This window comes from Dyella sp., from assembly GCF_035277725.1.
GTDB lineage: Bacteria > Pseudomonadota > Gammaproteobacteria > Xanthomonadales > Rhodanobacteraceae > Dyella_B.
In genome coordinates this window covers 17,429-43,377 of sequence record NZ_DATEJY010000063.1, presented here as the reverse complement: position 1 = coordinate 43,377, position 25,949 = coordinate 17,429, and the positions used below count along the sequence as shown (strand labels likewise).

General features: G+C 62.7%; 26 protein-coding genes. 17 read left to right on the top strand and 9 right to left on the bottom strand.

Annotation, left to right across the window (positions count from 1 at the left end; all coding sequences use genetic code 11):
* Positions 1–47: 47 nt before the first annotated feature.
* The 8 genes from leuC (at position 48) to ilvA (ending at position 8,548) form a co-directional block, all read left to right on the top strand.
* Positions 48–1,460 carry a 3-isopropylmalate dehydratase large subunit gene (gene leuC / locus VJR68_RS05790; RefSeq protein WP_324146634.1) on the top strand — a complete coding sequence of 471 codons (1,413 nt, stop codon included), beginning with the start codon at positions 48–50 and terminating at the stop codon, positions 1,458–1,460.
* 142 nt (positions 1,461–1,602) lie between these two features.
* Positions 1,603–2,187: a 3-isopropylmalate dehydratase small subunit gene (gene leuD, locus VJR68_RS05785; RefSeq protein ID WP_324146632.1), complete on the top strand. Its 585-nt coding sequence runs from the start codon at positions 1,603–1,605 to the stop codon at positions 2,185–2,187.
* Complete coding sequence (gene leuB / locus VJR68_RS05780; RefSeq protein WP_324146630.1) at positions 2,184–3,275, top strand: 3-isopropylmalate dehydrogenase; 1,092 nt, start codon at positions 2,184–2,186, stop codon at positions 3,273–3,275. Before leuD ends, leuB begins: the two co-directional genes overlap by 4 nt.
* Positions 3,276–3,361: 86 nt before the next feature.
* Positions 3,362–4,375, top strand: coding sequence for a ketol-acid reductoisomerase (gene ilvC, locus VJR68_RS05775; protein ID WP_324146628.1), 1,014 nt, complete (start codon positions 3,362–3,364; stop codon positions 4,373–4,375).
* Positions 4,376–4,451: 76 nt separating this feature from the next.
* The gene (locus VJR68_RS05770; RefSeq protein WP_324146626.1) at positions 4,452–4,766 is read left to right on the top strand and encodes a hypothetical protein; all 315 of its coding nucleotides are present in this window, start codon (positions 4,452–4,454) and stop codon (positions 4,764–4,766) included.
* An 80-nt stretch (positions 4,767–4,846) separates the two neighbouring features.
* Positions 4,847–6,715 (top strand): biosynthetic-type acetolactate synthase large subunit, encoded by a 1,869-nt coding sequence (gene ilvB / locus VJR68_RS05765; RefSeq protein WP_324146624.1) that lies wholly within the window; start codon positions 4,847–4,849, stop codon positions 6,713–6,715.
* 37 nt (positions 6,716–6,752) lie between these two features.
* The gene (gene ilvN, locus VJR68_RS05760) at positions 6,753–6,992 is read left to right on the top strand and encodes an acetolactate synthase small subunit (protein ID WP_324146622.1); all 240 of its coding nucleotides are present in this window, start codon (positions 6,753–6,755) and stop codon (positions 6,990–6,992) included.
* On the top strand, positions 6,989–8,548 hold the full coding sequence (ilvA, locus tag VJR68_RS05755) for a threonine ammonia-lyase, biosynthetic (RefSeq protein WP_324146619.1): 1,560 nt from the start codon (positions 6,989–6,991) through the stop codon (positions 8,546–8,548). Before ilvN ends, ilvA begins: the two co-directional genes overlap by 4 nt.
* On the opposite strand, the gene VJR68_RS05750 is transcribed toward ilvA, so the two are convergent.
* Positions 8,537–8,923, bottom strand: coding sequence for a VOC family protein (locus VJR68_RS05750; RefSeq protein WP_324146617.1), 387 nt, complete (start codon positions 8,921–8,923; stop codon positions 8,537–8,539). The two genes, ilvA and VJR68_RS05750, sit on opposite strands and share 12 nt — an antisense overlap.
* A gap of 202 nt (positions 8,924–9,125) precedes the next feature.
* Here VJR68_RS05750 and ubiA point away from each other — a divergent pair, with 202 nt between their 5' ends.
* Positions 9,126–10,151 carry a 4-hydroxybenzoate octaprenyltransferase gene (ubiA, locus tag VJR68_RS05745; protein ID WP_324146616.1) on the top strand — a complete coding sequence of 342 codons (1,026 nt, stop codon included), beginning with the start codon at positions 9,126–9,128 and terminating at the stop codon, positions 10,149–10,151.
* A gap of 294 nt (positions 10,152–10,445) precedes the next feature.
* Here the strand turns inward: ubiA and VJR68_RS05740 are convergent, their stop codons facing one another.
* Complete coding sequence (locus tag VJR68_RS05740; protein WP_324146615.1) at positions 10,446–11,165, bottom strand: ComF family protein; 720 nt, start codon at positions 11,163–11,165, stop codon at positions 10,446–10,448.
* Between the two features lie 16 nt (positions 11,166–11,181).
* Entirely contained in the window at positions 11,182–11,391 is a 210-nt protein-coding gene (locus tag VJR68_RS05735) for a hypothetical protein (RefSeq protein ID WP_324146613.1), read from the bottom strand.
* A gap of 246 nt (positions 11,392–11,637) precedes the next feature.
* On the opposite strand from VJR68_RS05735, the gene VJR68_RS05730 reads away from it, so the two are divergent.
* The 7 genes from VJR68_RS05730 to bioC all read left to right on the top strand — a co-directional run bounded on the left by VJR68_RS05730 (position 11,638) and on the right by bioC (position 17,764).
* Positions 11,638–12,291, top strand: a complete 654-nt coding sequence (locus VJR68_RS05730; RefSeq protein WP_324146611.1) for a hypothetical protein — start codon at positions 11,638–11,640, stop codon at positions 12,289–12,291.
* 3 nt (positions 12,292–12,294) lie between these two features.
* Entirely contained in the window at positions 12,295–12,960 is a 666-nt protein-coding gene (locus tag VJR68_RS05725) for a helix-turn-helix transcriptional regulator (RefSeq protein ID WP_324146609.1), read from the top strand.
* Positions 12,961–13,049: 89 nt separating this feature from the next.
* The gene (gene bioB / locus VJR68_RS05720) at positions 13,050–14,093 is read left to right on the top strand and encodes a biotin synthase BioB (RefSeq protein WP_324146607.1); all 1,044 of its coding nucleotides are present in this window, start codon (positions 13,050–13,052) and stop codon (positions 14,091–14,093) included.
* Positions 14,080–15,264, top strand: a complete 1,185-nt coding sequence (bioF, locus tag VJR68_RS05715) for an 8-amino-7-oxononanoate synthase (protein WP_324146636.1) — start codon at positions 14,080–14,082, stop codon at positions 15,262–15,264. Before bioB ends, bioF begins: the two co-directional genes overlap by 14 nt.
* A 27-nt stretch (positions 15,265–15,291) precedes the next feature.
* Entirely contained in the window at positions 15,292–16,119 is an 828-nt protein-coding gene (locus VJR68_RS05710; RefSeq protein ID WP_324146605.1) for a sulfurtransferase, read from the top strand.
* The gene (gene bioH / locus VJR68_RS05705; protein ID WP_324146603.1) at positions 16,116–16,886 is read left to right on the top strand and encodes a pimeloyl-ACP methyl ester esterase BioH; all 771 of its coding nucleotides are present in this window, start codon (positions 16,116–16,118) and stop codon (positions 16,884–16,886) included. The genes VJR68_RS05710 and bioH overlap by 4 nt, the downstream gene beginning before the upstream one ends.
* On the top strand, positions 16,883–17,764 hold the full coding sequence (gene bioC, locus VJR68_RS05700; protein ID WP_324146602.1) for a malonyl-ACP O-methyltransferase BioC: 882 nt from the start codon (positions 16,883–16,885) through the stop codon (positions 17,762–17,764). The genes bioH and bioC overlap by 4 nt, the downstream gene beginning before the upstream one ends.
* A 74-nt stretch (positions 17,765–17,838) precedes the next feature.
* Here the strand turns inward: bioC and lptA are convergent, their stop codons facing one another.
* The 6 genes from lptA to VJR68_RS05670 form a co-directional block, all read right to left on the bottom strand.
* Complete coding sequence (gene lptA / locus VJR68_RS05695; protein WP_324146601.1) at positions 17,839–18,408, bottom strand: lipopolysaccharide transport periplasmic protein LptA; 570 nt, start codon at positions 18,406–18,408, stop codon at positions 17,839–17,841.
* A gap of 117 nt (positions 18,409–18,525) precedes the next feature.
* Positions 18,526–19,107, bottom strand: a complete 582-nt coding sequence (locus VJR68_RS05690; RefSeq protein WP_324146599.1) for a DNA-3-methyladenine glycosylase I — start codon at positions 19,105–19,107, stop codon at positions 18,526–18,528.
* A 47-nt stretch (positions 19,108–19,154) separates the two neighbouring features.
* Positions 19,155–19,922 (bottom strand): 4-vinyl reductase, encoded by a 768-nt coding sequence (locus VJR68_RS05685; RefSeq protein WP_324146598.1) that lies wholly within the window; start codon positions 19,920–19,922, stop codon positions 19,155–19,157.
* Between the two features lie 222 nt (positions 19,923–20,144).
* Positions 20,145–21,056 carry a hypothetical protein gene (locus VJR68_RS05680; protein ID WP_324146597.1) on the bottom strand — a complete coding sequence of 304 codons (912 nt, stop codon included), beginning with the start codon at positions 21,054–21,056 and terminating at the stop codon, positions 20,145–20,147.
* A 200-nt stretch (positions 21,057–21,256) separates the two neighbouring features.
* On the bottom strand, positions 21,257–22,207 hold the full coding sequence (locus VJR68_RS05675) for a pyridoxal-phosphate dependent enzyme (protein ID WP_324146596.1): 951 nt from the start codon (positions 22,205–22,207) through the stop codon (positions 21,257–21,259).
* On the bottom strand, positions 22,204–23,208 hold the full coding sequence (locus tag VJR68_RS05670) for an aldose epimerase (protein WP_324146595.1): 1,005 nt from the start codon (positions 23,206–23,208) through the stop codon (positions 22,204–22,206). Before VJR68_RS05670 ends, VJR68_RS05675 begins: the two co-directional genes overlap by 4 nt.
* A 70-nt stretch (positions 23,209–23,278) precedes the next feature.
* On the opposite strand from VJR68_RS05670, the gene pepN reads away from it, so the two are divergent.
* Positions 23,279–25,921, top strand: coding sequence for an aminopeptidase N (gene pepN / locus VJR68_RS05665; protein WP_324146594.1), 2,643 nt, complete (start codon positions 23,279–23,281; stop codon positions 25,919–25,921).
* Positions 25,922–25,949: the final 28 nt, after the last annotated feature.

Genomic DNA, 25,949 nt, shown 5'->3' with positions numbered 1-25,949 from the left:
TACGGCTGGCTGACCCACGTTGAGACCACCACCGCAAAGGAGGCGGCATGAGCGCCCGCACGTTATTCGAGAAGATCTGGGACGCTCATGTCGTAGCGCCCGAAACGGCCGATACGCCGGCCGTGCTGTATATCGATCTGCACCTGGTGCATGAAGTCACTTCGCCGCAGGCGTTCAGCGAATTGCGCTCGCGCGGTTTGAAACTGCGCCGTCCGGATCGCACGCTCGCGACGCTGGATCACTCCACGCCCACGTTGCCGGCGGCGGCGAACGGCGAGCGTCCGTACGCCAACGCCGAAGCGAAAGCGCAGGTCGCGCAGCTGGAAGCCAATTGCAGCGAATTCGGTGTGCAGCTGTATGGGTGGGACAGCAGCGATCGCGGCATCGTGCACGTGATCGGCCCCGAATTGGGCGCTACCCAGCCGGGCATGACGATCGTCTGCGGCGACAGCCACACCTCCACCCACGGCGCATTTGGTGCGCTGGCATTCGGCATCGGTACCACCGAAGTCGGCCATGTGATGGCCACGCAATGCCTGCTGCAGCGCAAGCCGAAAACCTTCGCCATCCACGTCGACGGCAAGCTGCCGCGCGGCGTCGGTGCAAAGGACTTGATCCTGCACATCATCGGCGAGATCGGCGTCGACGGCGGCACCGGCTACGTGCTCGAGTATCGCGGCGAGGCGATCGAAGCGCTGTCGATGGAAGAGCGCATGACGGTGTGCAACATGTCGATCGAAGCCGGCGCGCGTGCCGGCTTGATCGCGCCGGACGAAACCACCTTCGCCTGGCTGAAAGGCCGCCCGCGTGCACCGCAAGGTGCGGCATGGGATGCCGCCGTACAACACTGGCGCGGGCTGTGCAGCGACGAAGGTGCCAAGTACGACCGCGAAGTGCGCATCGACGCCCGCCAGATCCGTCCCACTGTCACCTACGGTACTCATCCGGGCATGGCGATTGCGATGGACAAGCCCGTGCCCGCCGCACGCAATGCGGTCGAGCAACGCGCGCTGGACTACATGCAGGCAAAGGCGAATCAGCCGATGCAGGGCACGTCGGTCGACGTCGTGTTCATCGGCAGCTGCACCAACTCGCGCCTGTCCGATCTGCGCGAAGCCGCCAACGTGATGCGCGGCCGCCACGTCGCCAAGGGTGTGCGCGTGCTGGTCGTGCCTGGCTCCGAAGCTGTGCGTCGCGATGCGGAGAAGGAAGGCCTGCACGAAGTGTTCCTGGCTGCCGGCGCGGAATGGCGCATTCCCGGCTGCTCGATGTGCATCGCCATGAACGGCGACCTCGCACAACCCGGCCAGTTGGTAGTAAGCACGTCCAATCGCAATTTCGAAGGCCGCCAGGGCAAGGGCGCGCGCACCGTGCTGGCCAGCCCCGCCACCGCCGCTGCATCCGCGATTGCCGGTGCGATTGCCGATCCACGCGAATACCTGACGGAGGTGGCTGCATGAACGCGATCTCACTCCCGCTCCCCTCCGGGGAGAGGGCTGGGGTGAGGGGCCAACCTCGCCACGCGCTTCATACGAAGCGCTCCCCCTCACCTCAATCCTCTCCCCAACGGGGAGAGGAGGCTCGCTTTGCTGGAGTTTGGCTATGAAACCCATCACCCGCATTCATTCCCGCACAGCAGTCCTGCTGGACGAAAACATCGACACCGACCGCATCATCCCGGCGCGTTTCCTCACCACCACCGAGCGCGCCGGCCTGGGCAAGTTCTGCTTCAACGACTGGCGCTACGCCCAGGACGGCAGCGACAACCCAGCCTTCCCGCTCAACAAACCGGAAGCGAAAGGCTGCTCGATTCTCGTGGCCGGCCGCAATTTCGGTTGCGGTTCTTCGCGCGAACATGCGCCGTGGGCCTTGCTCGATTACGGCATCCAGGCCGTGCTGTGCAGCGAGATCGCCGACATCTTCCGCGGCAACGCGCTGAAGAACGGCCTGTTCGCCATCGTGCTGGACGAGGCCGAGCACCGCTGGCTGCTGAAGAACCCCGGCATCGAGCTTTCCATCGACGTGCGCGAGCAGGCGATCGAATTGCCTGACGGTGGACGCATCCGCTTCCAGCTCGAACCCTTCGCGCGGCATTGCCTGCTCAACGGCGTCGACCAGCTCGGCTTTCTGCTGCAGCACAACGACGCAATCACTCATTTCGAACAGCACCAGGAGAAGGCGGCATGAAAGCGCGCATCGTTACCCTGCCCGGCGACGGCGTGGGCCCGGAAGTTCTCGACGCGGCCGTTGCCGTACTGGAAGCCGTTGCCGAGCGCAGCGGCCACACGTTTGAATTCGAATCGCACCTGATCGGCGGCTGCGCCATCGACGCCACCGGCGAACCGTTGCCGGCTGCCACGCTGGAAGCCTGCAAGAAGGCCGACGCCGTGCTGCTCGGCGCCGTCGGAGGACCGAAGTGGTCCGATCCGCAAGCCAAGGTCCGTCCTGAGCAAGGCTTGCTCGCCATTCGCGCGGCGTTGGGCGTGTTTGCCAACCTGCGTCCGCTGCAGGTGCATCCGGCACTTGCTTCGCTGTCGCCGCTAAAAAACGAAAAGCTGAAGAACGTCGACGTGCTGTTCGTGCGCGAACTGACCGGCGGCGCGTATTTCGGTGCGAAGACGCGCACCACCGACACCGCCACCGACGAGTGCAAATACACCGTCGCCGAGATCGAGCGTGTGACGCGCCGGGCGTTCGAACTGGCGCGCGAACGCCGCCAGCACGTCACTTCGGTGGACAAGGCCAACGTGCTGGAAACCTCGCGCCTGTGGCGCAGCACGGTCACGCGCATCGCCGCCGAATACCCGGACGTGAAGCTGGAACATCAGCTGGTCGATTCGATGGCAATGCTGTTGCTGACGCAGCCTTCGCGCTACGACGTGGTCGTTACCGAAAACCTGTTCGGCGACATTCTCACCGACGAAGCCGCGGCACTGGCCGGCTCGCTGGGCCTGCTGCCGTCTGCTTCGCTGGGCGAGGGCAAGGTCGGCTTGTACGAACCGATCCACGGCTCCGCGCCGGACATCGCCGGCCAAGGTGTCGCCAATCCGTTGGGCGCGATCCTGTCCGCCGCGTTGCTGCTGCGCCACTCGCTGGAGCTGGACGTGGAAGCAACCACCATCGAGGCAGCCGTCAGCCACGTGCTGACCAACGGACCACACAGCCGCGATATCGGCGGCAAGGCCGGCACGCAGGACATCCGCGATGCCGTGATCGCTGCCCTGGACGACGTCGCCACGCCCGCTTTTTTGAGCGGCCTGCGCGCATGCGGCTGATGCACGATGCGTAGCAAGCCGAACAAACCACTTCATCTCTCCACACACACAACCAAGCCAACACATACCGACGCAGGAGTCACCGCATGAGCACCACCGCCACCACCGAATCGCTCGCCAAGGCACGCATCGCCGTGCTTGGCTACGGCAGCCAGGGCCGCGCCCACGCGCTCAACTTGAAAGACTCCGGTCTGGACGTTGTCGTTGGCCTGCGTCCGAATGGCCCCACCTGGCAAAAGGCCGTTGCCGATGGCTTCCGCGTGGTCGAACCGGGTGAAGCCGTGCGCGGTGCCGACCTGGTTGCCGTGCTGACGCCGGACATGGTGCAGGCCGCGCTGTACAAGGCATCGATCGAGCCGAACATCAAGCCCGGCGCAGCGTTGTTGTTCGCGCACGGCTTGAACGTGCATTTCAAGATGATCGAGCCGCGCAGCGACATCGACGTGGTGCTGGTCGCGCCGAAGGGCCCGGGCGCACTGGTGCGCACCGAATACGAACGCGGCCGTGGCGTGCCCTGCATCTACGCCGTGTACCAGGACGTGAGCGGTCACGCCGAAGAGAAGGCGACGGCGTATGCCGCAGGCCTGGGCGGCGCGCGCGCGATGCTGATCAAGACCGATTTCAAGGAAGAGACCGAAACGGATCTGTTCGGCGAACAGGCCGTGCTGTGCGGCGGCGCCAGCGAGCTGGTGATGAAGGGTTTCGAGACGCTGGTGGAAGCCGGCTACCAGCCTGAGATCGCCTATTACGAAGTGCTGCACGAACTGAAGCTGATCGTGGACCTGTTCTACGAAGGCGGCATCACCAAGATGCTGGAGTTCGTCTCCGAGACCGCGCAGTACGGCGACTACGTCAGCGGCCCGCGCGTGATCGACGCCGGTACCAAGGAGCGCATGAAGGCGGTGTTGAAGGACATCCAGGACGGCACCTTTACACGCAACTGGGTCGCCGAATACCAGGCCGGCCTGCCGAACTACAAGAAGTGGAAGCAGGCCGATCTCGATCATCCGATCGAACAGGTCGGCGCCAAGTTGCGCGCACGCATGGCGTGGCTGCAGAGCGGTGAAAAAGCTCAGCCTGCATTGAAGAAGGTCGGTTAAACGCCATGCGGCGCTCATCCCGCTCCCCCTGTCTCCGGCCGGTGAGCGCCGCATGGTTTCTTACAGGAATGCATCGATGAAACGGTTCCACATCGCATTGGCTGTCCGCGAACTCGGCGCTTCTATCGCCGATTACAGCGTGCGCCTTGGCCAATCACCGAATGTGGTGGTCGAGGGCAAGTACGCGATGTGGCGCACCGAGCTGTTGAATTTCTCGATCAACCAGAACGCCGAACGTGCCGGCCAGTTGCGGCACGTCGGTTTCGAGGATGACGAGGCAACAGGTTTTGCCAGCACCGCGGACGTGAACGGCATTGAGTGGGAACTCTTTTCCGCGCAAGCGCAGGACGAACGCATCGTGGAGATGTACGGCGTGCCCGTTCGGGCTTGATGGGCACGCAGCTCCCGACCGTTTTCGCTATCACTCCAACCGCACAAACGCTTTAGACATCACAAGGGAACGACGTGAACATGCCACTGCTGAAACCTACACCCGCCGCCGAGGCCGAACCGGCCATCGCGCGCCATCCGCTGGCAGGTACTGCCATGAGCGGTGCGGATGTCGTCGTACAAGTGCTGGCGGATGAAGGCGTCGAGGTACTGTTTGGTTATTCCGGCGGCGCGATCCTGCCCGTTTACGACGCCGTGTTCCGTCACAACGCCGAGCATTTGCGGCCCGATGGCAGCGAGCCGATGCCGCTGATCGTGCCAGCCAACGAGCAAGGCGCGGGCTTTATGGCCGCCGGCTTTGCGCGTGCGTCGGGCAAGGTGGGCGTGGCGATCGTCACATCTGGCCCGGGCGCCACCAACATGGTGACGCCGGTGCGCGATTGCACCGCCGACTCGATTCCGATGGTGGTGATCTGCGGCCAGGTGGCGACGCAGGCCATCGGCAGCGACGCGTTCCAGGAAGCGCCTATCAGCAACATCATGAGTTCCTGCGCCAAGCATGTGTTCCTGGTGACCGAAGCGGACAAGCTGGAAGCCACCTTGCGCACCGCCTTCACCATCGCGCGCAGCGGCAGGCCCGGTCCGGTCGTCGTGGACGTGCCCAAGGATGTGCAGAACACCACGGTCGTGTTCGACGGCAAAGAGGAACTGCCGCTGCCCGGTTATCGCGCACGCTTGCGCGCCATCGAGCAGGCCACGCTGAGCGATGCCGACTGCGAGACTTTTTTCCAGGCGTTGCTGCAGGCCAGGCGTCCGCTGATCTACGCCGGCGGCGGCGTCATTGCCAGTGGTTCATCCGCCTTGCTGCGCCAGTTTGCCGAAACATTTGCACTGCCCGTCACCACCACGTTGATGGGTATCGGCAGTGTCGACACCACCCATCCGCTGGCGCTGCACATGCTGGGCATGCACGGCACGGCATATGCGAATTACGCCGTGGAAGATTGCGATTTTCTGTTTGCGTTGGGCGCGCGCTTCGATGACCGCGTGGCCGGCGTGCCGTCGCAGTTCGCCCCCAAGGCGAAGTTCATTGCCCACATCGATATCGATCCGGCCGAGATCAACAAGGTAAAGCCGGCCGATTGGCATCACGTCGGCCCTTTGGATCGCGCACTGCAACGCCTCACGCAGTACGGCAAGGTTCACGGCCATCAACCGGCACTGGCCGACTGGCATGCGCACATCGCTGCACTGAAACAGCAGCATGCGATGAACTACGATCGTGACAGCGCATTGATTCAACCGTATGCCGTGCTGGAAGAAATCAACCGGCATACGCAAGGCCGCGCCATCATCAGCACCGGCGTCGGCCAGCATCAGATGTGGGCTGCGCAGTATCTGGATTTCCGCTCGCCGCGGCATTGGCTCACGTCCGGCTCGATGGGCACGATGGGTTTTGGATTGCCTGCCGCCGTCGGCGCGCAATTCGCACGCCGCGATGCCTTGGTGATCGACGTGGATGGCGATGCCAGCATCCGCATGAATCTGGGTGAATTGGAAACGGTCACCACGTATGGTTTGCCGGTAAAAGTGCTGGTGTTGAACAACGTCGGCGACGGCATGGTGCGGCAGTGGCAGAAGCTGTTCTTCAAAGGCCGCTTTGCCTCCTCCGACAAGAGCCTGCATCGCAAGGATTTCGTGCGGGCCGCCGAGGCCGATGGCTTTGGCTGGGCACGCCGTCTGGAACGCCGCGAGGACATGGCCGCCACCATCGCCGAATTCCTGGCCTTCGAGGGCCCGGCGTTTCTTGAAGTGATGATCGATCCGGATGCCGGCGTGTATCCGATGGTCGGCCCCGGCGCCAATTACTCGCAAATGATCACCGGCGATTTCATTCCCTCCCGCCAAGTGGCACACACGGGCGAAGTCGCCGCCCCTGACGCCTTTTGAACTCCCCCCGCCATACACCGCTACACAGGAACAGGTCATGCAACACACGCTTTCCATACTTTTGCAGAACGAAGCCGGCGCGCTGGTGCGCGTCGCAGGCCTGTTTGCGGCACGCGGACATAACATCGACACGCTGACGGTAGCTCCCACGGCCGATCCGGCGGTATCGCACTTGATCCTGACTGTGCGCGGGGATGACTCCGTGCTCACCCAGATCCTGCAGCAGACACGCAAGCTGGTGGATGTCTTGCAGGTACAGCACGCCACCCACGCATGAACGCGCAACTGGCTGACCAGGCACCGGCCCCGACTGCCACCGCCGTCCTGCGGCGTGCCGAAGTGGCGCGCGTGTACGAAGTGGCGCAGCACACGGCGCTGGAGCGCGCCTCGTTGCTGTCGGCTCGCCTGCATGCCGACGTACTGCTCAAGCGTGAAGATCAACAACCGGTGTTTTCGTTCAAGCTGCGCGGTGCGTACAACCGCATGGCCCAGCTCGATGCAGGGGAGCGTGCGCGTGGCGTGGTGGCGGCGTCGGCCGGCAATCATGCGCAAGGCGTGGCGCTGGCCGCCTCGCGCTTGAAAATCCATGCCGCGATCGTGATGCCGATGACGGCACCGCAAGTGAAAGTGGATGCCGTGCGGCGCTTCGGCGGCGCTTATACGGAAGTCATCCTGCACGGCGATTCCTACAGCGATGCGCAGGCTGAAGCACAGCGCCTGCGCGAGCAACGCGGTGCCACCTTCGTGCATCCGTTCGATGACCTGGACGTGATCGCCGGCCAGGCCACCATCGCGCTGGAATTGCTCGATCAACACCAGGGACCGCTGCAGGCGGTGTTCGTGCCTGTCGGTGGCGGCGGCCTGGCGGCCGGCATTGCGTCGGTGATCAAGGCGCGGCGTCCCGGCGCAAAGGTGATCGGCGTACAGGCCAGCGATGCCGATGCGATGGCGCGCGCAATGGAAGCCGGCGAGCGCGTCTTGCTGGACGAAGTGGGCCTGTTTGCCGATGGCACCGCCGTCAAGCAAGTGGGAACGCTGACATTCTCGCTGTGCCAGCAGTATCTGGATGACGTCTTGCGCGTGGATACCGATGCCATCTGCGCCGCCATTCGGGACATCTATCAGGACACGCGCAGCATTCCCGAGCCCTCCGGCGCGCTTGCGCTGGCCGGCTTGAAGCAATACGTGGCTGCGCATGGAAAGGGCGACGGTTCGCTCGTCGCGGTGGTGTCCGGCGCCAACATGAATTTCGATCGCCTGCGCTTCGTCGCCGAACGTGCGGAAGTGGGTGAACAACGCGAAGCGGTGTTTGCGGTAACCATTCCCGAACAGCGCGGCAGCTTCCGCCGCTTCTGTGCTGCGCTGGGGCAGCATTCGATTACCGAATTCAACTATCGCATCAGCGACGCCAAGGCCGCGCACATCTTCGTGGGCATCCAGACGGCCAAACGCGGTGAACGCGAAGCGCTGGCCGACGCGTTTCGCGCCAACGATTTCGGCGTGCTCGATCTCACCGACGACGAACTGGCGAAGCTGCATTTGCGCCACATGATCGGCGGCCGTTCACCGCTCGCACGCGACGAACGCCTTTATCGCTTCGACTTCCCGGAACGTCCCGGCGCGCTGGCGCGCTTTCTCGATCGCATGCATCCGGACTGGAACATCAGCCTGTTCCACTATCGCAACCATGGTGCTGACTACGGGCGCATCCTGGTCGGCCTCCAGGTACCGCCGGGCGAGCTGGCCTTGCTGCAGGATTTTCTTGCCACGCTGGGCTATCCGTACGTGGACGAGAGCGACAACCCCGCCTATCGCCTGCTGCTATGCGCGTAGAAAACCGCTGAGCGCCTCGTCCATGGGACTGCCGGCGTCCAGCTCGAAGACATGGTTGTCGTAATCGGTGAAATACAGCGCGGTGTCTTCGCGCGCCATGAAATGCTCGACCTCGAAGGTGGCCAGTTTATCCGCGCAATCTCTCAGCTGGCCGCGGCTTACTTCAAAGGCGATATGGTCGCCATTGCGGCAAGGCGGCCCCTCGCCCTGCCGCAGTAGAAACCATACGCCACCGAACTTGGCAAACGTCTGCGGATGCCCGCCATCATCCGGGCAATCGGCAACCACTTGCGCGCCGAGCACACCGGCGAATAGCTCCGCCGTGCGCGCGGGATCGCGCACAATGAGGGCGATATGACCGATGGACGTGCTCATGAACGACCCACCCCTATGTTGCGCATGCCTGGACCTGTCCCCTTGGGGCCGACACTTTACTACCAGCGCGGGATGGATGCTTTTTCCCAGCCGCCCGGGGCATGGGCGGCCTGAGCTTTTGGCCGTCGCATGCCAGCTTGCAGGCCTGTCCAAGGCATGGTGCATCATTTCGAGGTAAATACGGCACGCTACACTTGCCGCCATGGCCCCGACTTCCCGCAAGCGCCCACGGCGCACCTCTCCCGCGCCCGCCCCGCATCGCGCGCGCGCTGCCGCCACGACGCAGCGCGTGCAGCCTGCGCGCCCTGCCGACAGTTCCACCCGCGCCGCGCGTGTACTGGACTGGCTGCTGCAGAAACTGCCTGAGCAACACCGCCAGAAAGCGCACGACATCCTCGTGCTCACCCGCATGGACCGCCCCATCGGCGCCCTGCTGTTGCTGTGGCCGACATGGTGGGCGCTATGGCTGGCAGCGGGGGATTTTCCGCCTTGGAAGCCGCTGATCATCTTTACGCTGGGCGTGTTCGCCATGCGTGCAGCCGGTTGCGCCATCAATGACTACGCCGATCGCAATCTGGATCCGCAAGTGGCGCGTACGGCAGGCCGACCGGTTGCCTCCGGTCGCGTCACGCCGCGCGAAGCACTCATCGTTTTTGCGAGCTTGCTGGTTTTCGCCTTTTTGCTGGTGCTGATGACCAATGCACTGACCATCAAGCTTTCCTTTATCGGCGCCGCACTGGCCGCACTCTACCCTTTCACCAAACGCCATACCGACCTGCCGCAAGTCGTGCTGGGCGCGGCGTTCGGTTGGTCGATACCGATGGCGTTCGCTGCCGTGCAAAGCACCGTGCCACCGGTCGGCTGGTTGCTGTTTATCGGCAATATTCTGTGGTCGGTGATTTACGACACGGAGTATGCGATGGTCGACCGCGAGGACGACATCAAGGCCGGCGCGCGCTCCACGGCGATTCTGTTTGGCGATGCGGACTTGCTGATCATCGGCGTGCTGATGGGCACGCTGACGGTGGCGCTGGTGATGATCGGCACGCGTGCGCATCTAGGCTGGCCATATTGGCTGGGCGTTGCCGCTGCCGCGGGCCTATTCGCCTGGCAGCAGTGGCTGATCCGCAACCGCGAACGCGACGCGTGCCTGGCAGCGTTCCGGCACAACAACTGGGTGGGTCTGACCTTGTGGATCGGTATTGCACTGGCGCTGGCGATCCGTTGATCCATCGCGTTCCAGCATTCCAATCGCGCGTCGCCTCCGGCATTAACGAGCGACCGACGAGCGCGGCCACACTCACTTTCGCGGCGCGCACAGGTCTATGACGGCGTTGTTTGTTCGGATCAGCTGAGTTCGCGCTTCGAGGCGTGGCTGCTTGGGTGTGCAACCGCGAAACGCGCCGTTATCCGCGCTACATGGCTTTCGTTTGGGAAGTCATACGATGACGAAAAAGCCGCAGGTCCTAGCGAGTCCGCATCCTTGGCGTGCATTGAGGGCAGGCATGGCTATCACGTGGAGTTACTTTGCATCACCCGGTGTTGGCGCACGCGCGAGCGCCCATGCATCCACGCGTGCTACGCCGGCACGTCTCAGAGTACGCACACATTCCGCAAGCGTGGCGCCGGTGGTGAATACGTCATCGAGCACAACAACGTGCGCAGGCAGCGCCACACCGTTGCATACTGCGAACGCGCCACGAAGATTGCGGCGGCGCTCTATGGCATCCAGCCCGGTTTGTGCGTGGGTATGTCGCGTGCGCAGCAAGACGTCGTGCCGGCAAGGAATGTCGAGGCTGCTCGCAAGCGACCTTGCAAGCTCCAGTGCCTGGTTGTAGCCCCGCTTGCGCAAGCGATGGCGATGCAGCGGCACCGGGATGATCATCTGCGGCACATCAATGGGAAAGGTTTCGCGTTGCCACAGCGTCGCCAGCACACGCCCGGCGGCAAGATCTCGACCAAACTTGAAGCGCGTTTCCAATCGATCCAAGGGCCACGCATAACGGAAAGGAGCCCACGCGGCATCCCACGGCGGCGCTTTCCGCTGGCAGCGTCCGCAAAGCGGCGCTGAGAGCGGCAACGGCAGCGCGCAACGTTGGCAACATTGGGTATTGCGCGGCAGCTCTGCCGCGCAGTCGGCACAGAGGTCCATGCCATGCGCGCCAGCATCACCGCACAGCAGGCAACGCCAGGGCAGCAGCCATCGGTGCAGCGCGGAAAGCCAGCGAGTAGGCGCATCCATGCGCGTGGGTCTTCGATCAGCGGTTCGGCTTGAACATCGCCGCGTCGAGAATCGACCAGAGATGGATGATCCAGCCCATCCAGAAAATCCACAGCACGCCGGCCAGCACGAACATCAGCACGGCTTTCAGGAAACGCCCCTGTACCAATTGACCCAGCCCTGGGATGAACAGGCTGCAGATGGCGGCGATGACATTCCCGGCACTGCCCTGACCTGCTGCACTCATGACGACTCCTTCGATGGATGATTTGCCGATGGTAGAGGCATGGCTGGCGTTCTGGAAATGTTGCGGGCGCTGCCCCGGTCGAGCTTACCCCTGGAGCCTGCCTGGTATTTCCGTGCCGGCTTCCCGGCCTGCCTTCGGATTCGTAAATTCATTGACAGGAGGCCTTTACACATAGATAGCTTGCGCGAAAATGAGAGCCATCCAGACTGTCCCGAGTCGCATTGAGCGACACCACGGAGACACCTCATGAAGATTCGAAACATGTTGTTCGTACTTGCCGGCACGACCTTGGCGACGGTTGGTTTCGTACAGGCCACCCCATCCCCGCACGACATGGCGCAGGCCTCGCAGCACGCGCCAACCACTGCACCGAAGCTGCATGCAGCCATGCGTACGTTGTGGCATGGGCACATCATGCATACGCGCGAATATGCGCTCGCCGTGCATGCCCACGACGGCGCCAAAGCCGAGGCGGCTGCCAATGCAGTGGTCGCCAATGCCAAGCAGATCGCGGACGCGGTAGGCAGCTTCTATGGCAAGCCAGCCGGCGATCAGACGCTGCAGTTGCTTGCGGGACACTGGGGTGGTGTCAAGGCACTTGCCGACGCCAGCGCGGCTGGCGATACCGCTGGCGAACAGAAAGCCATGGCGGATCTCAATACGAATGTCACTGCGATCGCCAAATTCTTCTCCAGCGCCAACCCCAACTTGCCGGAAAGCGCCTTGCAGAGCCTGTTCGCCACCCATGTGGCGGAGCACGCCGCACAGATCAAGCAAATCATGAGTGGCGACACCAAGGGCGAGCAGTCCACCTGGACCGAGATGCAAGCGCATATGGACACCATTGCCGATGCATTCGCCAGCGGCATCGCCAAGCAATTTCCGGACAAGGCGCACTGAACGATGGTGGCGCTCAGGCAACTCGGAACCACGCAGCAGCGCCTGTTACGGCAGCTGCTGATGGCGAACGAAGGCGGCACGGTGGAATCGCTATGCGCACAACTGCGCATCAGTCACAACGCCGTGCGTCAGCACCTGAGCGCCTTGATCGCACGCCGTTACGTAGTACGCACGCAATCGAAAGCCAGCGGCGGACGACCCACAGCGTGCTATCGGCTTACCGAGGAAGGACATGCTTTGTTCCCGCGCCATTACGGCGTGATCGCCACGGGCTTGCTGGCGCAGTTGCATGCCCAATGGGGCGATGCGGCGATGGAAAGCACGTTGCGCGAACTCGGCCACCATCTCGGTAGCCAGGAAATTGCCCCCGCGCCGGATACGCAGCTCAAGGACGTGGTGCACGGCGTGGCACAGAAGCTTGACGCACTCGGTTACGAAGCCACCGCCGCACGCCATGGCGAGGAATGGCAGATCGAGGCATTCAACTGCGTGTTCCACGCCCTGGCCAGACAGTATCCGCAAGTCTGCAAATTCGACCTGGCCTATATGGAAGCCGCCAGCGGCCGGCGCGTCCACCATATGGAATGCATCGTGCGCGGCGGACATGTGTGTCGGTTTCGGCTGGGCGCGCTGCTGTCGGGCAACAAGGACGGCGACGCGGAGGAGTAGTTCCGCATCGTCAACCATTCGGCAGCGGATCGAGTTGACAGCCTATCGGACGACTCCCACACTGTGCGCCGGTTTCCCGGAGCCTCCCCATGACTGCAGCTGCTCTTCGCCACGACTGGACCCGCGACGAAGTCGTCGCCCTGTTCGCCCTGCCTTTCAACGAGTTGCTGCATCGGGCGCACAGCGTGCATCGCGAGCATCACGATCCCAACGCGGTGCAGGTATCGACCCTGCTGTCGATCAAGACCGGCGGATGCCCCGAGGATTGCGGTTACTGCCCCCAGGCGGCGCGCTACCACACCGGCGTGAAGGCCGAAAAGCTGATGTCGGTGGAAAGCGTGGTCGCCCGCGCACAAGCCGCCAAGAACGCCGGCGCCAGCCGCTTCTGCATGGGTGCTGCGTGGCGCAGCCCGAAGGATCGCGACGTCGCCCAAGTGGCAGAAATCGTTTCGGCGGTGAAGGCGCTAGGCCTCGAGACCTGCGCCACCTTGGGCATGCTAAACGGCGAACAGGCGAAAACGCTGAAGCGGGCCGGCCTGGATTACTACAACCACAACCTCGACACCGCGCCCGAGTTCTACGGCGAAATCATCCATACGCGCCAGTACCAGGATCGCCTGGATACGCTGGAACACGTGCGCCAGGTCGGCTTGAAAACCTGCTGCGGCGGCATCGTCGGCATGGGCGAAACCCGTGAACAGCGCGCCGGACTGCTGCAGACGCTGGCCAATCTGCCGGAGCATCCGCAGTCGGTGCCGATCAACCAGCTGGTGCAGGTGCCGGGTACGCCGCTGCACGGCACCGAAGCATTGGATCCGTTCGAGTTCGTGCGCACGATCGCCGTGGCGCGCATCCTGATGCCAGCCTCGATGGTACGGCTCTCCGCCGGCCGTCAGCAGATGGACGATGCCGTGCAGGCGCTGTGTTTCTTTGCCGGCGCCAATTCGATTTTCTACGGCGAAAAGCTGCTGACCACCGGCAATCCCGATGTGGAGCACGATCGCGCGCTGTTCCGCCGCCTCGATCTGCACGCCTTGGAAGTGACGGAAGATACCGATACCGTGCACGCGGATATCCTCGAAACGGAAGCAAGCGGCTGCGGACATAGCTGTGGCTGCAGTGCCGCGGCCTGACCTGCTCGAACGAATAGCCGTCCAAACGGCTGAGCGTGCGCAGGCGCAATTGCAGCGGCGCTTGCGCACAGTGAGTCGCACCGAAGGTCCTTTTGTGGAAAGCAATGGTCAGCGCCTGCTGGCTTTCTGCACCAATGATTATTTAGGGCTGGCCCAGGATCCCCGCTTGATCGAAGCCTGGAAACAGGCGGCAGACGACAGCGGCGTTGGAAGCGGTTCCGCGCATCTCATCTGCGGCCATCGCCGCGAGCATGCCGAACTGGAAGAGGCACTGGCCGAATGGACCGGCCGCGAACGTGCCTTGCTGTTTTCCACCGGCTACATGGCCAATCTCGGCGTGATCCAGGCGCTGCTGCAGCGGGATGAGTTGTGCGTGCAGGACAAGCTCAATCACGCCTGTCTGCTCGACGGATCACAACTGGCAGGTGCAACGCTGAAGCGTTATCCGCATGCGGACGTGGAAGCCGCCGCGCGCCAGCTACAAAGTAATAAAGAAGCTTGTGCCTTGCTTGCCACCGATGGCGTCTTCAGCATGGACGGCGACATCGCACCGCTGCGCGAACTGGCCGCCTTATGCGCAGGCGAAGGCGCGACGCTGATGGTGGATGACGCACATGGCCTGGGTGTGCTCGGCACGAATGGCGCCGGCAGCGTGGCGGAAGCGGGGCTTAGCGAGCGAGACGTACCGGTGTTGATGGCAACGCTGGGCAAGGCTGTGGGATGCAGCGGCGCGTTCGTCGCCGGGCCTGCCGCATTGATCGACGGCTTGATCCAATTCGCGCGTACGTACATCTACACCACCGCGATGCCGCCCGCGCTGGCGGCGGCAACGCGTTGCGCCGTCACCCTTGCACGTACGGAAAGCTGGCGCCGGCAAAAGCTCAATGCATTGATCCAGCGCTTCCGTCATGGTGCGGAACAACTGGGCCTGCCATTGATGCCGTCGCGTACGGCGATCCAGCCCTTGTTGCTCGGTGATGCGCAGCGCGCATTGGAAGCCTCGCGCGCGTTGGAGGCAAACGGCCTGCTGGTGGTGGCAATTCGCCCGCCCACGGTGCCGCTGGGCCACGCGCGCCTTCGCATTACCTTGTCTGCCGCCCATGAGGACGCGCATGTGGATCGGTTGCTGGAAGCGCTGGCGAGCCTTCGGCTCGCGAGTGCCCCGGTATAATTGCGCCTCGCACGTTTAATCACCGCCATGTCGATTCTGAATATCTCCGCCTACCGCTTCGTCAGCCTGGACGATCTGCCCGTGCTGCGCGAGCGCATGCTTGCGCAATGCCACGCACTGGCCTTGAAGGGCACGATCTTGCTGGCGCCGGAGGGTATCAACCTGTTTCTCGCCGCACCGCGCGAAGCCATTGATGCTTTCATGAGCTGGTTGCGCGAGGACCCGCGCTTTGCCGGCGTGGAAGGCAAGGAGTCGCTCTCCGACGATGTGCCGTTCAAACGCATGCGCGTGCGGCTGAAGAAAGAAATCATCACGCTGCGCCATCCCACCATTCGGCCAGAAGGTGGCCGCGCACCGGCAGTCGATGCGGCCACCCTCAAGCGCTGGCTGGATCAAGGACACGATGACGAAGGCCGCGACGTCGTGTTGCTGGATACGCGCAACGCTTACGAAACCGATGTGGGCATGTTTCCCCAGGCGGTCGACTATCGCATTGCAAGCTTTACCGAACTGCCATCCGCCGTGGCGGGTGATCATGATCGCTACGCGGAAAAAACCATCGTGTCGTACTGCACCGGCGGCATTCGTTGCGAGAAATTTGCGCTGTATATGCAGGACATCGGCATGGAGCGCGTGTTTCAGTTGGAAGGCGGCATTCTGAAGTACTTCGAGGAAGTCGGCGGCACGCACTGGCGGGGCGATTGCTTTGTGTTTGACGAGCGCGGCGCGGTGGACAAGGGCTTGAGCCCCGCAGAGATTTCCGTCGTCCCGGCGAAAGCCGGCACCCAGTGTCTTGATGCATCTGCAAAGTCGCTGGCTCCCCGCGTTCGCAGGGGCGACGAGTCGCGCGCATGAGTCTGTATATCGAAACCCAAGGCAGCGGCCCGATTCCGCTGGTCATGCTGCACGGCTGGGCCATGCATGGCGGCATTTTCAACCCGTTGGTGGATGTACTGCGCGAGCAATGCACGATATACCTGGTTGACCTGCCCGGCCATGGCTTTTCGCGCGACTGCGAGTTACCACTGGAACCACAAGCTTGTGCTCGCGCGATCGCCGATGCCACGCCCTCGGCCATCTGGCTGGGCTGGTCGCTCGGCGGCCTGATCGCCTTGCAGGGCGCGCTGGATTTTCCGCATCACGTACGTGGACTTGCCATGCTGTGCGCGACGCCGCGTTTTGTGAGCGGAGAGAACTGGCCGCAAGGGCGCGATCCTGCGCTGGTGCGCCAACTCGCTACCGACTTGGAAAGCGACTATCACGCCACTATCGAACGCTTCCTCGCGCTGGAAGTGATGGGCAGCCCTGATCCCAAAGCCGAACTGCGTAAGCTGCGCGCCGAAGTCTTCGCACGCGGCGAGCCTGATCTGCGTGTGTTGCAGGAAGGTATTCGCGTGCTGGACGGCACCGATTTGCGCGATTGCTTGCCTCAGTTGGCCCGCAGCAATTGGTGGTGCGCCGGGCGGCTCGATCGTCTCGTGCATCCCTCCGCGATGGAATGGTCCGCGCAAACCAGCCAGGGCGAGTTCCATGTGATCGCGCATGCCGGGCACGCTCCTTTTCTCAGCCATGCCGATGCTGTCGCGCACATACTGCGGCCATGGCTGGAGGCGAACGCATGAGTGATTTCCACATCGACGCACAACGCGTGCGCGCCAATTTCAGCCACGCGGCCAACAGTTACGAGCAGCACGATGTATTGCAGCGGGAAGTGCAGCAGTTGCTGCTGGAGCGTTTGGACTTCTATCTGCAACAGCCCGAACGCGTTATTGATGTGGGCGCAGGCACCGGTCGTGGCAGCGCGCTGCTGAAGAAGCGCTATGGCAAGTCGCAAGTGATCGCCGTGGATGCAGCGCTGCCGATGCTGCGCACGGCCAAATCGCATGCCAGCTGGCTCAAGCCGTTCGTGCGTGTGTGCGGCGAGGCGACGGCTCTGCCGCTGCCGGATCACAGCGTGGATGTGTTGCATTCCAATCTGTGCTTCCAGTGGATTGATGATCTGCCGGCGTTGTTCGGCGAATGCGTGCGCGTTTTGAAGCCGGGCGGCATCCTGCTCTTTTCCACTTTTGGCCCAGATACGCTGCGCGAGCTGCGCTCGGCCTGGGCTGCGGTGGATCAGCATTCGCACGTCAGCCGGTTTTTGGACATGCATGACTTGGGCGATGCGATGATTACCGCCGGCTTGCGTGATCCGGTCCTGGACGTTGACCGCTTTACGCTGACCTATAGCGAGCCGAAAGCACTACTGCGCGAACTGAAAGGCCTCGGCGCCACCCATGCCGATCGTGGCCGCGAGCGCGGCCTTACCGGCAAGCGACATTTTCAGGCCATGCTGGCTGCGTATGAAGCAATGCGCGTGGATGGCCGTATTCCGGCCACCTGGGAAGTGGTGACGGCGCATGCGTGGGGACCTGCGCCGGGGCAATCGCGGCGTGCGAAAGGTGGCGGCGAGATTGCCAGTTTCTCGATTGATAGCTTGCGTGGTTCGCGTCGGCGCTGATCCGCGTAGGTTGGGGTGCAAACCCCAACATTCTCTGCATACCTGGATTCCGATGTTGGGGTTCGCACCCCAACCTACCTGGCGGGCGCTGCACTGGCCGCGGAGACCGGGGCAGCGTTGTCGTTCTGCCGCTGCTTGGGCAGGTAGGTCATGCTCACGTTGCCGGTGCCGGTGAAATACGAGGTGTTGGTGTTGTAGGTGAGCTTGTCGGCATGCGCCTCACCCATGCCTTGCTGCGTCACTACCGCATTCGGCTGCAGCACGGCGATGCCGTTGATGTTGTCGTAATCCAGGGTAGGCGCTTCGCCGGTCATCAGATGATCGTTGTCGTCCAGCTGCTGGATGTGCGCGGGGCGCCCCTTCATGACGATGCGGCTGACCTGGCTGTCGGCATCCAGGTAGAGCTGCGCGACATCGCCCTTGGCCTTCATGGTGCCCTGGGTCACCACCACGTTGCCGGTGAGGGTGGTGGTGGTATTGGGCGCGTTGAAACCGTTGACCGAACCTTGAGAGGTGGTCATCGGCTGGTTGCGGTCGCCGGTCTTGGCCTGGACCGCCAGTGACAGGAACAGGGTGATGCCCATGCCTAGCCAGAGCAGGGAGCCGCCACGGCAACGCACGCGGAAATCTTGGGACGGCTTCATGTGCAACGACTCCATGGTCCAGTGTGGCGACATTCTATTGATCTCGTAGGCTGGGATGCTAATCCCAGCTTTTCTCGAACTCCCCAATGCTGGGATTTCATCCCAGCCTACGGATGCTCAACGCTTGCTGGCGCATGCCTTGTGCCGGAAGCATTCCACCAGGTGATCGTTGACCATGCCGGTCGCCTGCATGAAGGCATAGCAGATGGTGGTGCCGACAAAGCGGAAGCCGCGCTTTTTCAGTGACTTGCTCATCTGGTCGGAGACCTGGGTGCTGGCCGGCACCTCGGCGCGGGTACGCCAGTTATTGCGGACCGGCTTGCCGTCGACGAACGACCAGAGATAGGCATCCAGGCTGCCGTGCTCCTCGATCACGTCCAGCGCCGCCTTGGCGTTGTCGCGCACGGAGGTGATCTTGAGGCGGTTGCGGATCAAGCCCGGATCGAGCAGCAGCTTTTCCAGCTCGCGATCCTTCATCGCCGCCACACGGGCGATGTCGAAACCGTGGAACGCACGGCGGTAGTGATCGCGCTTGTGCAATACGGTGCGCCATGACAGACCTGCCTGCGCGCCTTCCAGGCACAGGAACTCGAACAGACTCCGGTCATCGTGCAGCGGAATGCCCCACTCGCTATCGTGGTAGGCCTGCATCAGTTCGCCATCGGCTGCCCAATGGCAGCGTAGTCGCGTCGTCGCCACGGTATCCCCTTTTCATCCTGATCAAGGATGCGCAGGATACCGCCAACTCAGTGCGCGATTTCCAGACTGCATTGCGCGGCGCCGGCACTTCTGCAGCTGAGATGCCTGATGCGCACCTTCTTGCCCGCCACCACCGCCGCACCCAGCAAGCCTTCGAGGTAGCCGCCGTAGAACCGGCAGCCGGATTGGCCGCTCGGTGCGCATAGCGGGCAGTTGAGCACGTGCACATGCACCCCGCGCTGTTCGATCTGGGCAATCTGCTGCATGGCGGGCACGGCGACACGCCTGATCGCATCACCCAGGTTCAAGGGTGCGTTGGTGGCGTAATCGCGCTTGTAGACCCATGCGCCGGCACGCCGGCCAGCCAGGAACAGCGACGGCTCGCGCGCGGGACTCGCCACGCTGCTTTCCAACACCCTTAGCCAGGGATAGATGTCTGGAAAATTCCCGGTCAGCCTGGGCAGGATCTGCTCGACCTGCTCAAGGTCCGGCGCCACGACGATCTGCTCCGGCTCGCGCCTGAGCTCAGGCGTGAAAGCAGGCTGCATTGATCGTGGCGCCATGGAAATCGCGCTCGCTTCGTCGCAAAGTGCCGCTTCAAAGCTCAGCACGCGGTTATGCGATCCCAACATTTCCTCCAGCGCAAAACGCTGTTCGGAAGGACCACGCACCACCATCGACAGCCACGCGCCGCGCCGGTCTTGGGTCAGGCGCTGGCGTAGCAATGCATAGCGATGCGCGGCAATCACTTGCCCAAGTTCCATCACCAGGCCCTCCCTCCGATCGGAGAGCACCTGGATTTCCAGCTCGATCATAGGCCCCCCTGTTGCTCGATGCTGGGTGACACAGGTTACGTTGTCAGGATGAGCGATTTTTGGATTTGCAGCCGTGATTGGCATCAAAAAATCCTCGTGCGCAGGTAGCGATTGCATCGCGCACCATGCGTTTGCGCTTGTGGCTTCCTGCACGTACGGCCGATGTATCTCCAGTGACACATCGGCTACGCGCTCATGACAGGCACGCACCTACCGGCGCCTTCAAAATGCGACCCAGTGCTCGCTGCCTACGACGGAGGTATGCGTTGACTGATGGGTGCGCCGCACTCGCCGCCGCGACGTGGCCCGGCTCATCTGGAAGGTCCAGAAGCGACCCCATAGCTCGCAATATTGCAAGCAAAGGGTTTCGATGCGCGTGTACTGATCCGGCAGCAGTGCTTGCGTAAGGATCAACCACAGGTCGTTTTCGTGATCGTCATCGGCAGCTTCGGCGGTGTCGTCGCTGCTGACGCCATGCACGAAGTAATAGCCATCGTTGACGTCGATATTCAACGCTTTGGTAGCCGCCCGCAGGGGCGGGCTGAACAATACGACTTCCTCTTCGGCAACCGCCAGCAATGCCGTCACGTCCAAGTAATTGCGATAACTGCGCTCCAGGAACGAGCGCACGGCGCGCGCGATGCGGCTGGGCGCGTAGGCTTTGCGCTCTGCCTGCGTGATGCCGTAATCGTCGAGCACACGTTCGAACAAGGGATAGTGCGCGTACACCGGATTGCCGCGGTAATAGCCGTCCGCATCGCTGCCGGGACGAAAGCCGAACTCGTCCAGATCGTTCAACGTGATCAGAAAGCGGGGCGCAAGTTTGGCGCCGGCTTGCAAGCGCGGTTCCAACTGCCGCGTCTGCATCTGTGCTGCCAGCAAGGCATCGGTAAAGACCTGCACGGTGGCATGGCGGTATTCCAGATGGATACGGCGCATGGAAGCAGCATCCAGTTCACCACGGCCCAGCACCTCGATCGCCACATGCCGGGTGACCGGATGCGCGGCGATGACTTCCCTCAAGTGTTTGACGAAATCGGCGTTCTGCTGCCATAGCTCGACCGGCACGCTGGCTTGCATGACGGTGATGGCATTCTTGCGCGGGTGGTCCAGATCGATCATCGACGACGGCATGATGGCTCCCTCCAGCGTTGGACGTATCGAAGCGGCGCCAGCCATGCAGCCGGCGCCGGGTTAGGTCGAAAACGTGGCGGGACTTTTTCAGTGCAGCGTTGAATGACGCGTCGGTTTTTGGTTAAGCAAATGTGGCCGTGTGTGATCTGTGACGTGGCGCGAGAGATTTACGTGCACTCACGCACCTGTCCCCGTTTGCCTCACCACGGCAACGCGTCGAGATCGACATTGCCACCGGTGAGCACGAGGCCGACCCGACGCACGGCAAAACGCTCGCGCTGCTTGAGGATGGCCGCCAATACGGTGGCGCTTGATACTTCCACCGTCAGCTTGAGGTGTTGCCAAAGCAGCTTCATCGCGGCAATGGTTTCTTCATCGCTGACCGTGATTATCGTGATGCGATGCTCGCGCAAGGCAACCAGGTTCGGTTCACCAACCAGTGCGCGCAAACCATCGCAAATCGTGTCCGGCGTGAAATGCTCGACACGCGCGCCGCGCGCAAGCGAGGCCGCCGCATCTGCCGCACCAGCGGGCTCAGCACCGACCATGTCGACCGCCGGCTTTAAACCATGTGCGGCAATCGCGCAGCCGGAGAGCAGGCCGCCACCGCCGACCGGTGTGATGATGGTGTCCAGTTCCTCGCTCTGCCGCAGCAGTTCCAACACAGCCGTGCCCTGCCCTGCCATGACGCGCGCATTCGCATACGGGTGCACCATGACTGCGCCGGTTGCCTGTTGCACCTCGGCGGCCTTGGCTTCTCGCGCAGCCTGGGTGGCGGCGCAGCGATGGATCGTCGCGCCAGCCTGCTCGATCGCCGCCAGCTTGGCGCGAACGGCACCTTCGGGCACCACCACGTGCGCCGCAATACCGCGTGTCACGGCTGCCATCGCCAATGCATTGCCGTGATTGCCGGATGAATGCGTGACGACGCCGCAGCGTGCCTCGTCTTCCATCAACGACCACACCGCGTTGCAGGCACCACGAAATTTGAACGCACCACCACGTTGCAGGTTTTCGCATTTGAAATGCAGCTCGGCGCCAGCCAAGGCATCCAGCGCCGTGTTGCGCAACACCGGCGTGACTACTGCATACGGCGCAATGCGCGCAGCTGCGTCATGAATGTCTTCGAAAGTAGGCAGCTGCACGTTCATGTGCGATCGATCTCCACACCGCAGCGGAATACACGCTCAGCACCGGCCTCCAGCCGAATGGCATCCGCGCAATCGGCGCGATTGAAGGCGTTGGACAGGCTTTCCATCGGCTCCATCGCCACGGCGCGACGCACATCGCGGCTTACCGTATCGGCCGTAAACACCAGCACCACGCCATGCTCCTGCCACATGCTGATGCGCAGGCCGCTGGCTGGATCGCGCAAACGCGTGCGCACGCGGCCATCGGTATCGGGCACGAGGCCGGCAAAAGCATTGTCGATTTTCACCGCGCCGATGGGCCGGGACGTGCGGAAATCCAGTTCTTTCGGTGCCTGCTCCAACGGCAGGAACGCCTCCGCGCCCGGCAGCGGAATCAGCTCGAGCGAGGTACGCACCAGCTGGGTGGCCGGCACCTGCAACTCCCACGTATCCAACTCGCTGCCATCGAAACGGAAATACGGATGCCATCCGAAGAAGCATGGCGCGGCATCGCTACCGACATTGCGCATGCTCACCGCCAGCGACAGCCCCTTTGCATCGAGCGTGTAGGTAACCGCCAGATCGATCGCGAACGGATAGCCTGGGAACACGCCGGGACGAATGACCGAGGTGGTTAAGGTGACGTGTGCGCCGTGCGCATCAGCGTGCTGGTTGGCGACGTCGAAATCCAGCGTGCGCACAAAGCCGTGTCGAATGCCACGCTGCGTTTCCACGCCAGGCTGCATGTCATGGGTCGTGCCGTCGAAGTCGTAGCGGGCCTCCGCAATGCGATTGGCGAACGGCGCCATGATCGCGGAACGCGCGCTCTGGCTGCGTTCCAGCTCGCCGGCATCGCGGTAGCCATCAATCAGCGCATGCGTCGTGCCATCCGTCGTTTGCTCGAGCGCGACCAGATTCGCACCACGATGGGCCACGCTGGCGCGGCGACCGTGCTTGGCATCGCATAAGACGACGATGTCATGCTCGCCCCACCGGACCTTTTCGAGACTGAATCCGCTCATTCGCTTGTCCTGTCGACCAAAGTGCCTCATGTTAGCCTGAGATATCTCGATTCTTCACTGGCTCCTGCACATGAACCTCGTCAGCGAAACTGCTCCGATCCACTTGCGCGACTATCAGCCTCCGGCATGGTCGGTGGACACCATCGAACTGGACATCGACCTGGGGATCGACACGACCGAAGTTTCTTCGCGCCTCACGCTACGCAGCGATCCACATCAGCCGGCGCCACTGCGGCTGGATGGTGAAGGGTTGGAACTGTTGGCGATTTCGCTCGACGGCCGTGCACTTGATGCCGGCGACTATCGCTTTGAGAAAGGCGTACTGGAAATCCATGGCGCACGCGACGGCAGCGCGCTGGAAACACGCGTGCGCGTGCAGCCTGCGGCCAATACCACGCTGGAGGGCTTGTACCTGTCCGGTTCGCGCGAGCATGGTTTTCTGTTGACGCAGTGTGAAGCGGAAGGTTTCCGGCACATCACATTTTTTCCCGATCGTCCGGATGTGCTCGCACGCTATACGGTGACCTTGCGGGCCGATCGCGAACGCTTTCCCGTGCTGTTGGCGGGCGGCAACCCCGCAGGCGGCGGCGAGCTACCCCATGGACGGCATTGGGCGCGATTCGTGGATCCGCATCCCAAGCCCTGTTATCTGTTTGCGTTGGTGGCCGGGCGCCTGGAGAACATCCAGCGCGACTACATCACGGCCGATGGGCGCAAGGTGAAACTGGTGATCTGGTCCGAAGCCAACGTGATCGACTGCTGCCATTACGCGCTCGACGCACTGGAACGCTCGATGCGCTGGGACGAACGCGCCTATGGCCGCAACTTCGATCTGGATGTGTTCCATGTCGTCGCCACCCACGACTTCAACATGGGCGCAATGGAGAACAAGGGGCTGAATATTTTCAACGCGAAGTTCCTGCTGGCCGATCCGGACACCAGCACGGACGACGAATACCGCGCCGTGGAAGCAGTCGTCGCGCACGAATATTTCCATAACTGGACCGGCAACCGCGTCACCTGTCGCGACTGGTTCCAGCTATCCCTCAAGGAAGGCCTTACGGTATTTCGCGAACAGCAATTTTCTGCGGACATGAACTCCGCGGCCTTGAAGCGCATCGAAGATGTGGCCTTGCTACGCCGCACGCAATTTCCGGAAGATGCTGGCCCGCTGGCGCATCCGGTGCGTCCGGCCGAGTACCGCGAGATCAACAATTTCTATACCGCGACGGTGTACGAGAAAGGCTCGGAACTGGTGCGCATGATCGCCGGGCGGCTGGGGCAGGAAGGTTTTCGTCGTGGCATGGATTTGTATTTCGAGCGGCACGATGGACAGGCGGCGACGATCGAAGATTTTCTGGCTGCGCTGGGACAGGCCAATCACATCGATCTGACGCCGTATCTCACCTGGTATGCGCAGGCAGGCACGCCGCGCTTGCAAGCCAGGGGCGAGTACGACGCCACGCGGCACGAATACACGCTCACGCTTTCGCAGCAGATGCGCCCCACGCCGGGCCAGGTCGAAAAGGCGCCTGTACCCATTCCGGTAAAGCTGTCGTTGTTCGATCGCCAGGGCCACATGCTTTCTCTGCATCTGGATGGCCAGGCGCATGGCAACGAAACGGTTGTCGTGCTCAGCAGGCCGTCCCAACGTTTCGTATTCCAGCGAGTTCCATCGCCACCCGTGCCGTCGCTGCTGCGCGGCTTTTCTGCGCCGGTAGTGCTGGAATGTGATTACACACCGGACGAATTGGCGCTGCTGCTTACGCACGATGCGGATGGATTCAACCGTTGGGAAGCAGGACAGCAATTGGCCATGCTGGCTTTCGACACCTCGCGTGACGGCGATGATTCCGCCGCGTGCAAGGCGTGGCGGCAGGCATTGGCGGCTCTGTTTCAGCAGGAAATGATCGACGATGCGTTGCTCGCTGATCTGCTGACGCCGCCGGGCGAAATCGAGTTTGCCGATCGGCAGAGCGAAGTGGATCCGGCACGCATTCATGCGCAACGCCAGGCCATGCAGCATCGCCTGGCCGAGCAGATCGGCATCGAGAACTTGCTTGCACGCTATCGCAGCCTCGCCACGTATGCGGGAGCATCACAACTGGATGCCGCCAGCCAAGCGAAGCGCCGCCTGAAGCGGCGCGTGCTTGAATTGCTGGCCCTGGTCGATGCCGAGCAAGCGTTTGCATTGGCGGCCAAGCAGTACGATGCTGCCTCCGGCATGACCGATCGCCTCGCCGCGCTCAGCGTACTGGTGCGCCATCGCGCGCCGCAGGCAGCCACAGCGCTGGCGCATTTCCGCGAACGCTATGCGAACAATCCGCTGGCGCTGGACAAATGGTTCACCGTGCAGGCGCAGGTGCCGGGCGAGCCTGCGCTTGCCATCGTCAAGCTGCTGGAAAGCGATCCCTCCTTTACGCTGAAGAATCCCAATCGTGCCCGCTCCCTGCTCGGCGCATTCGCCAGCGGCAATCCGAGTGGATTCCACCGTGTGGATGGCGCGGCCTATCAATTTCTCGCCGAACGTCTCGCACAACTGGACGCGCTTAATCCGCAGATCGCCGCGCGGCTTGCCACGGCGTTCAACGGTTGGCAGCGGCTCGAACCCGTGCGCCGACATGCAGCACGGCAAGCGCTGGAAGGATTGGTACAACGCGAGGGACTGTCACCTAACTTGAGCGAAATCGCCGGCAACGTATTGCAGCGTTGAAAACGCAAACGGCGACCGATGTGGTCGC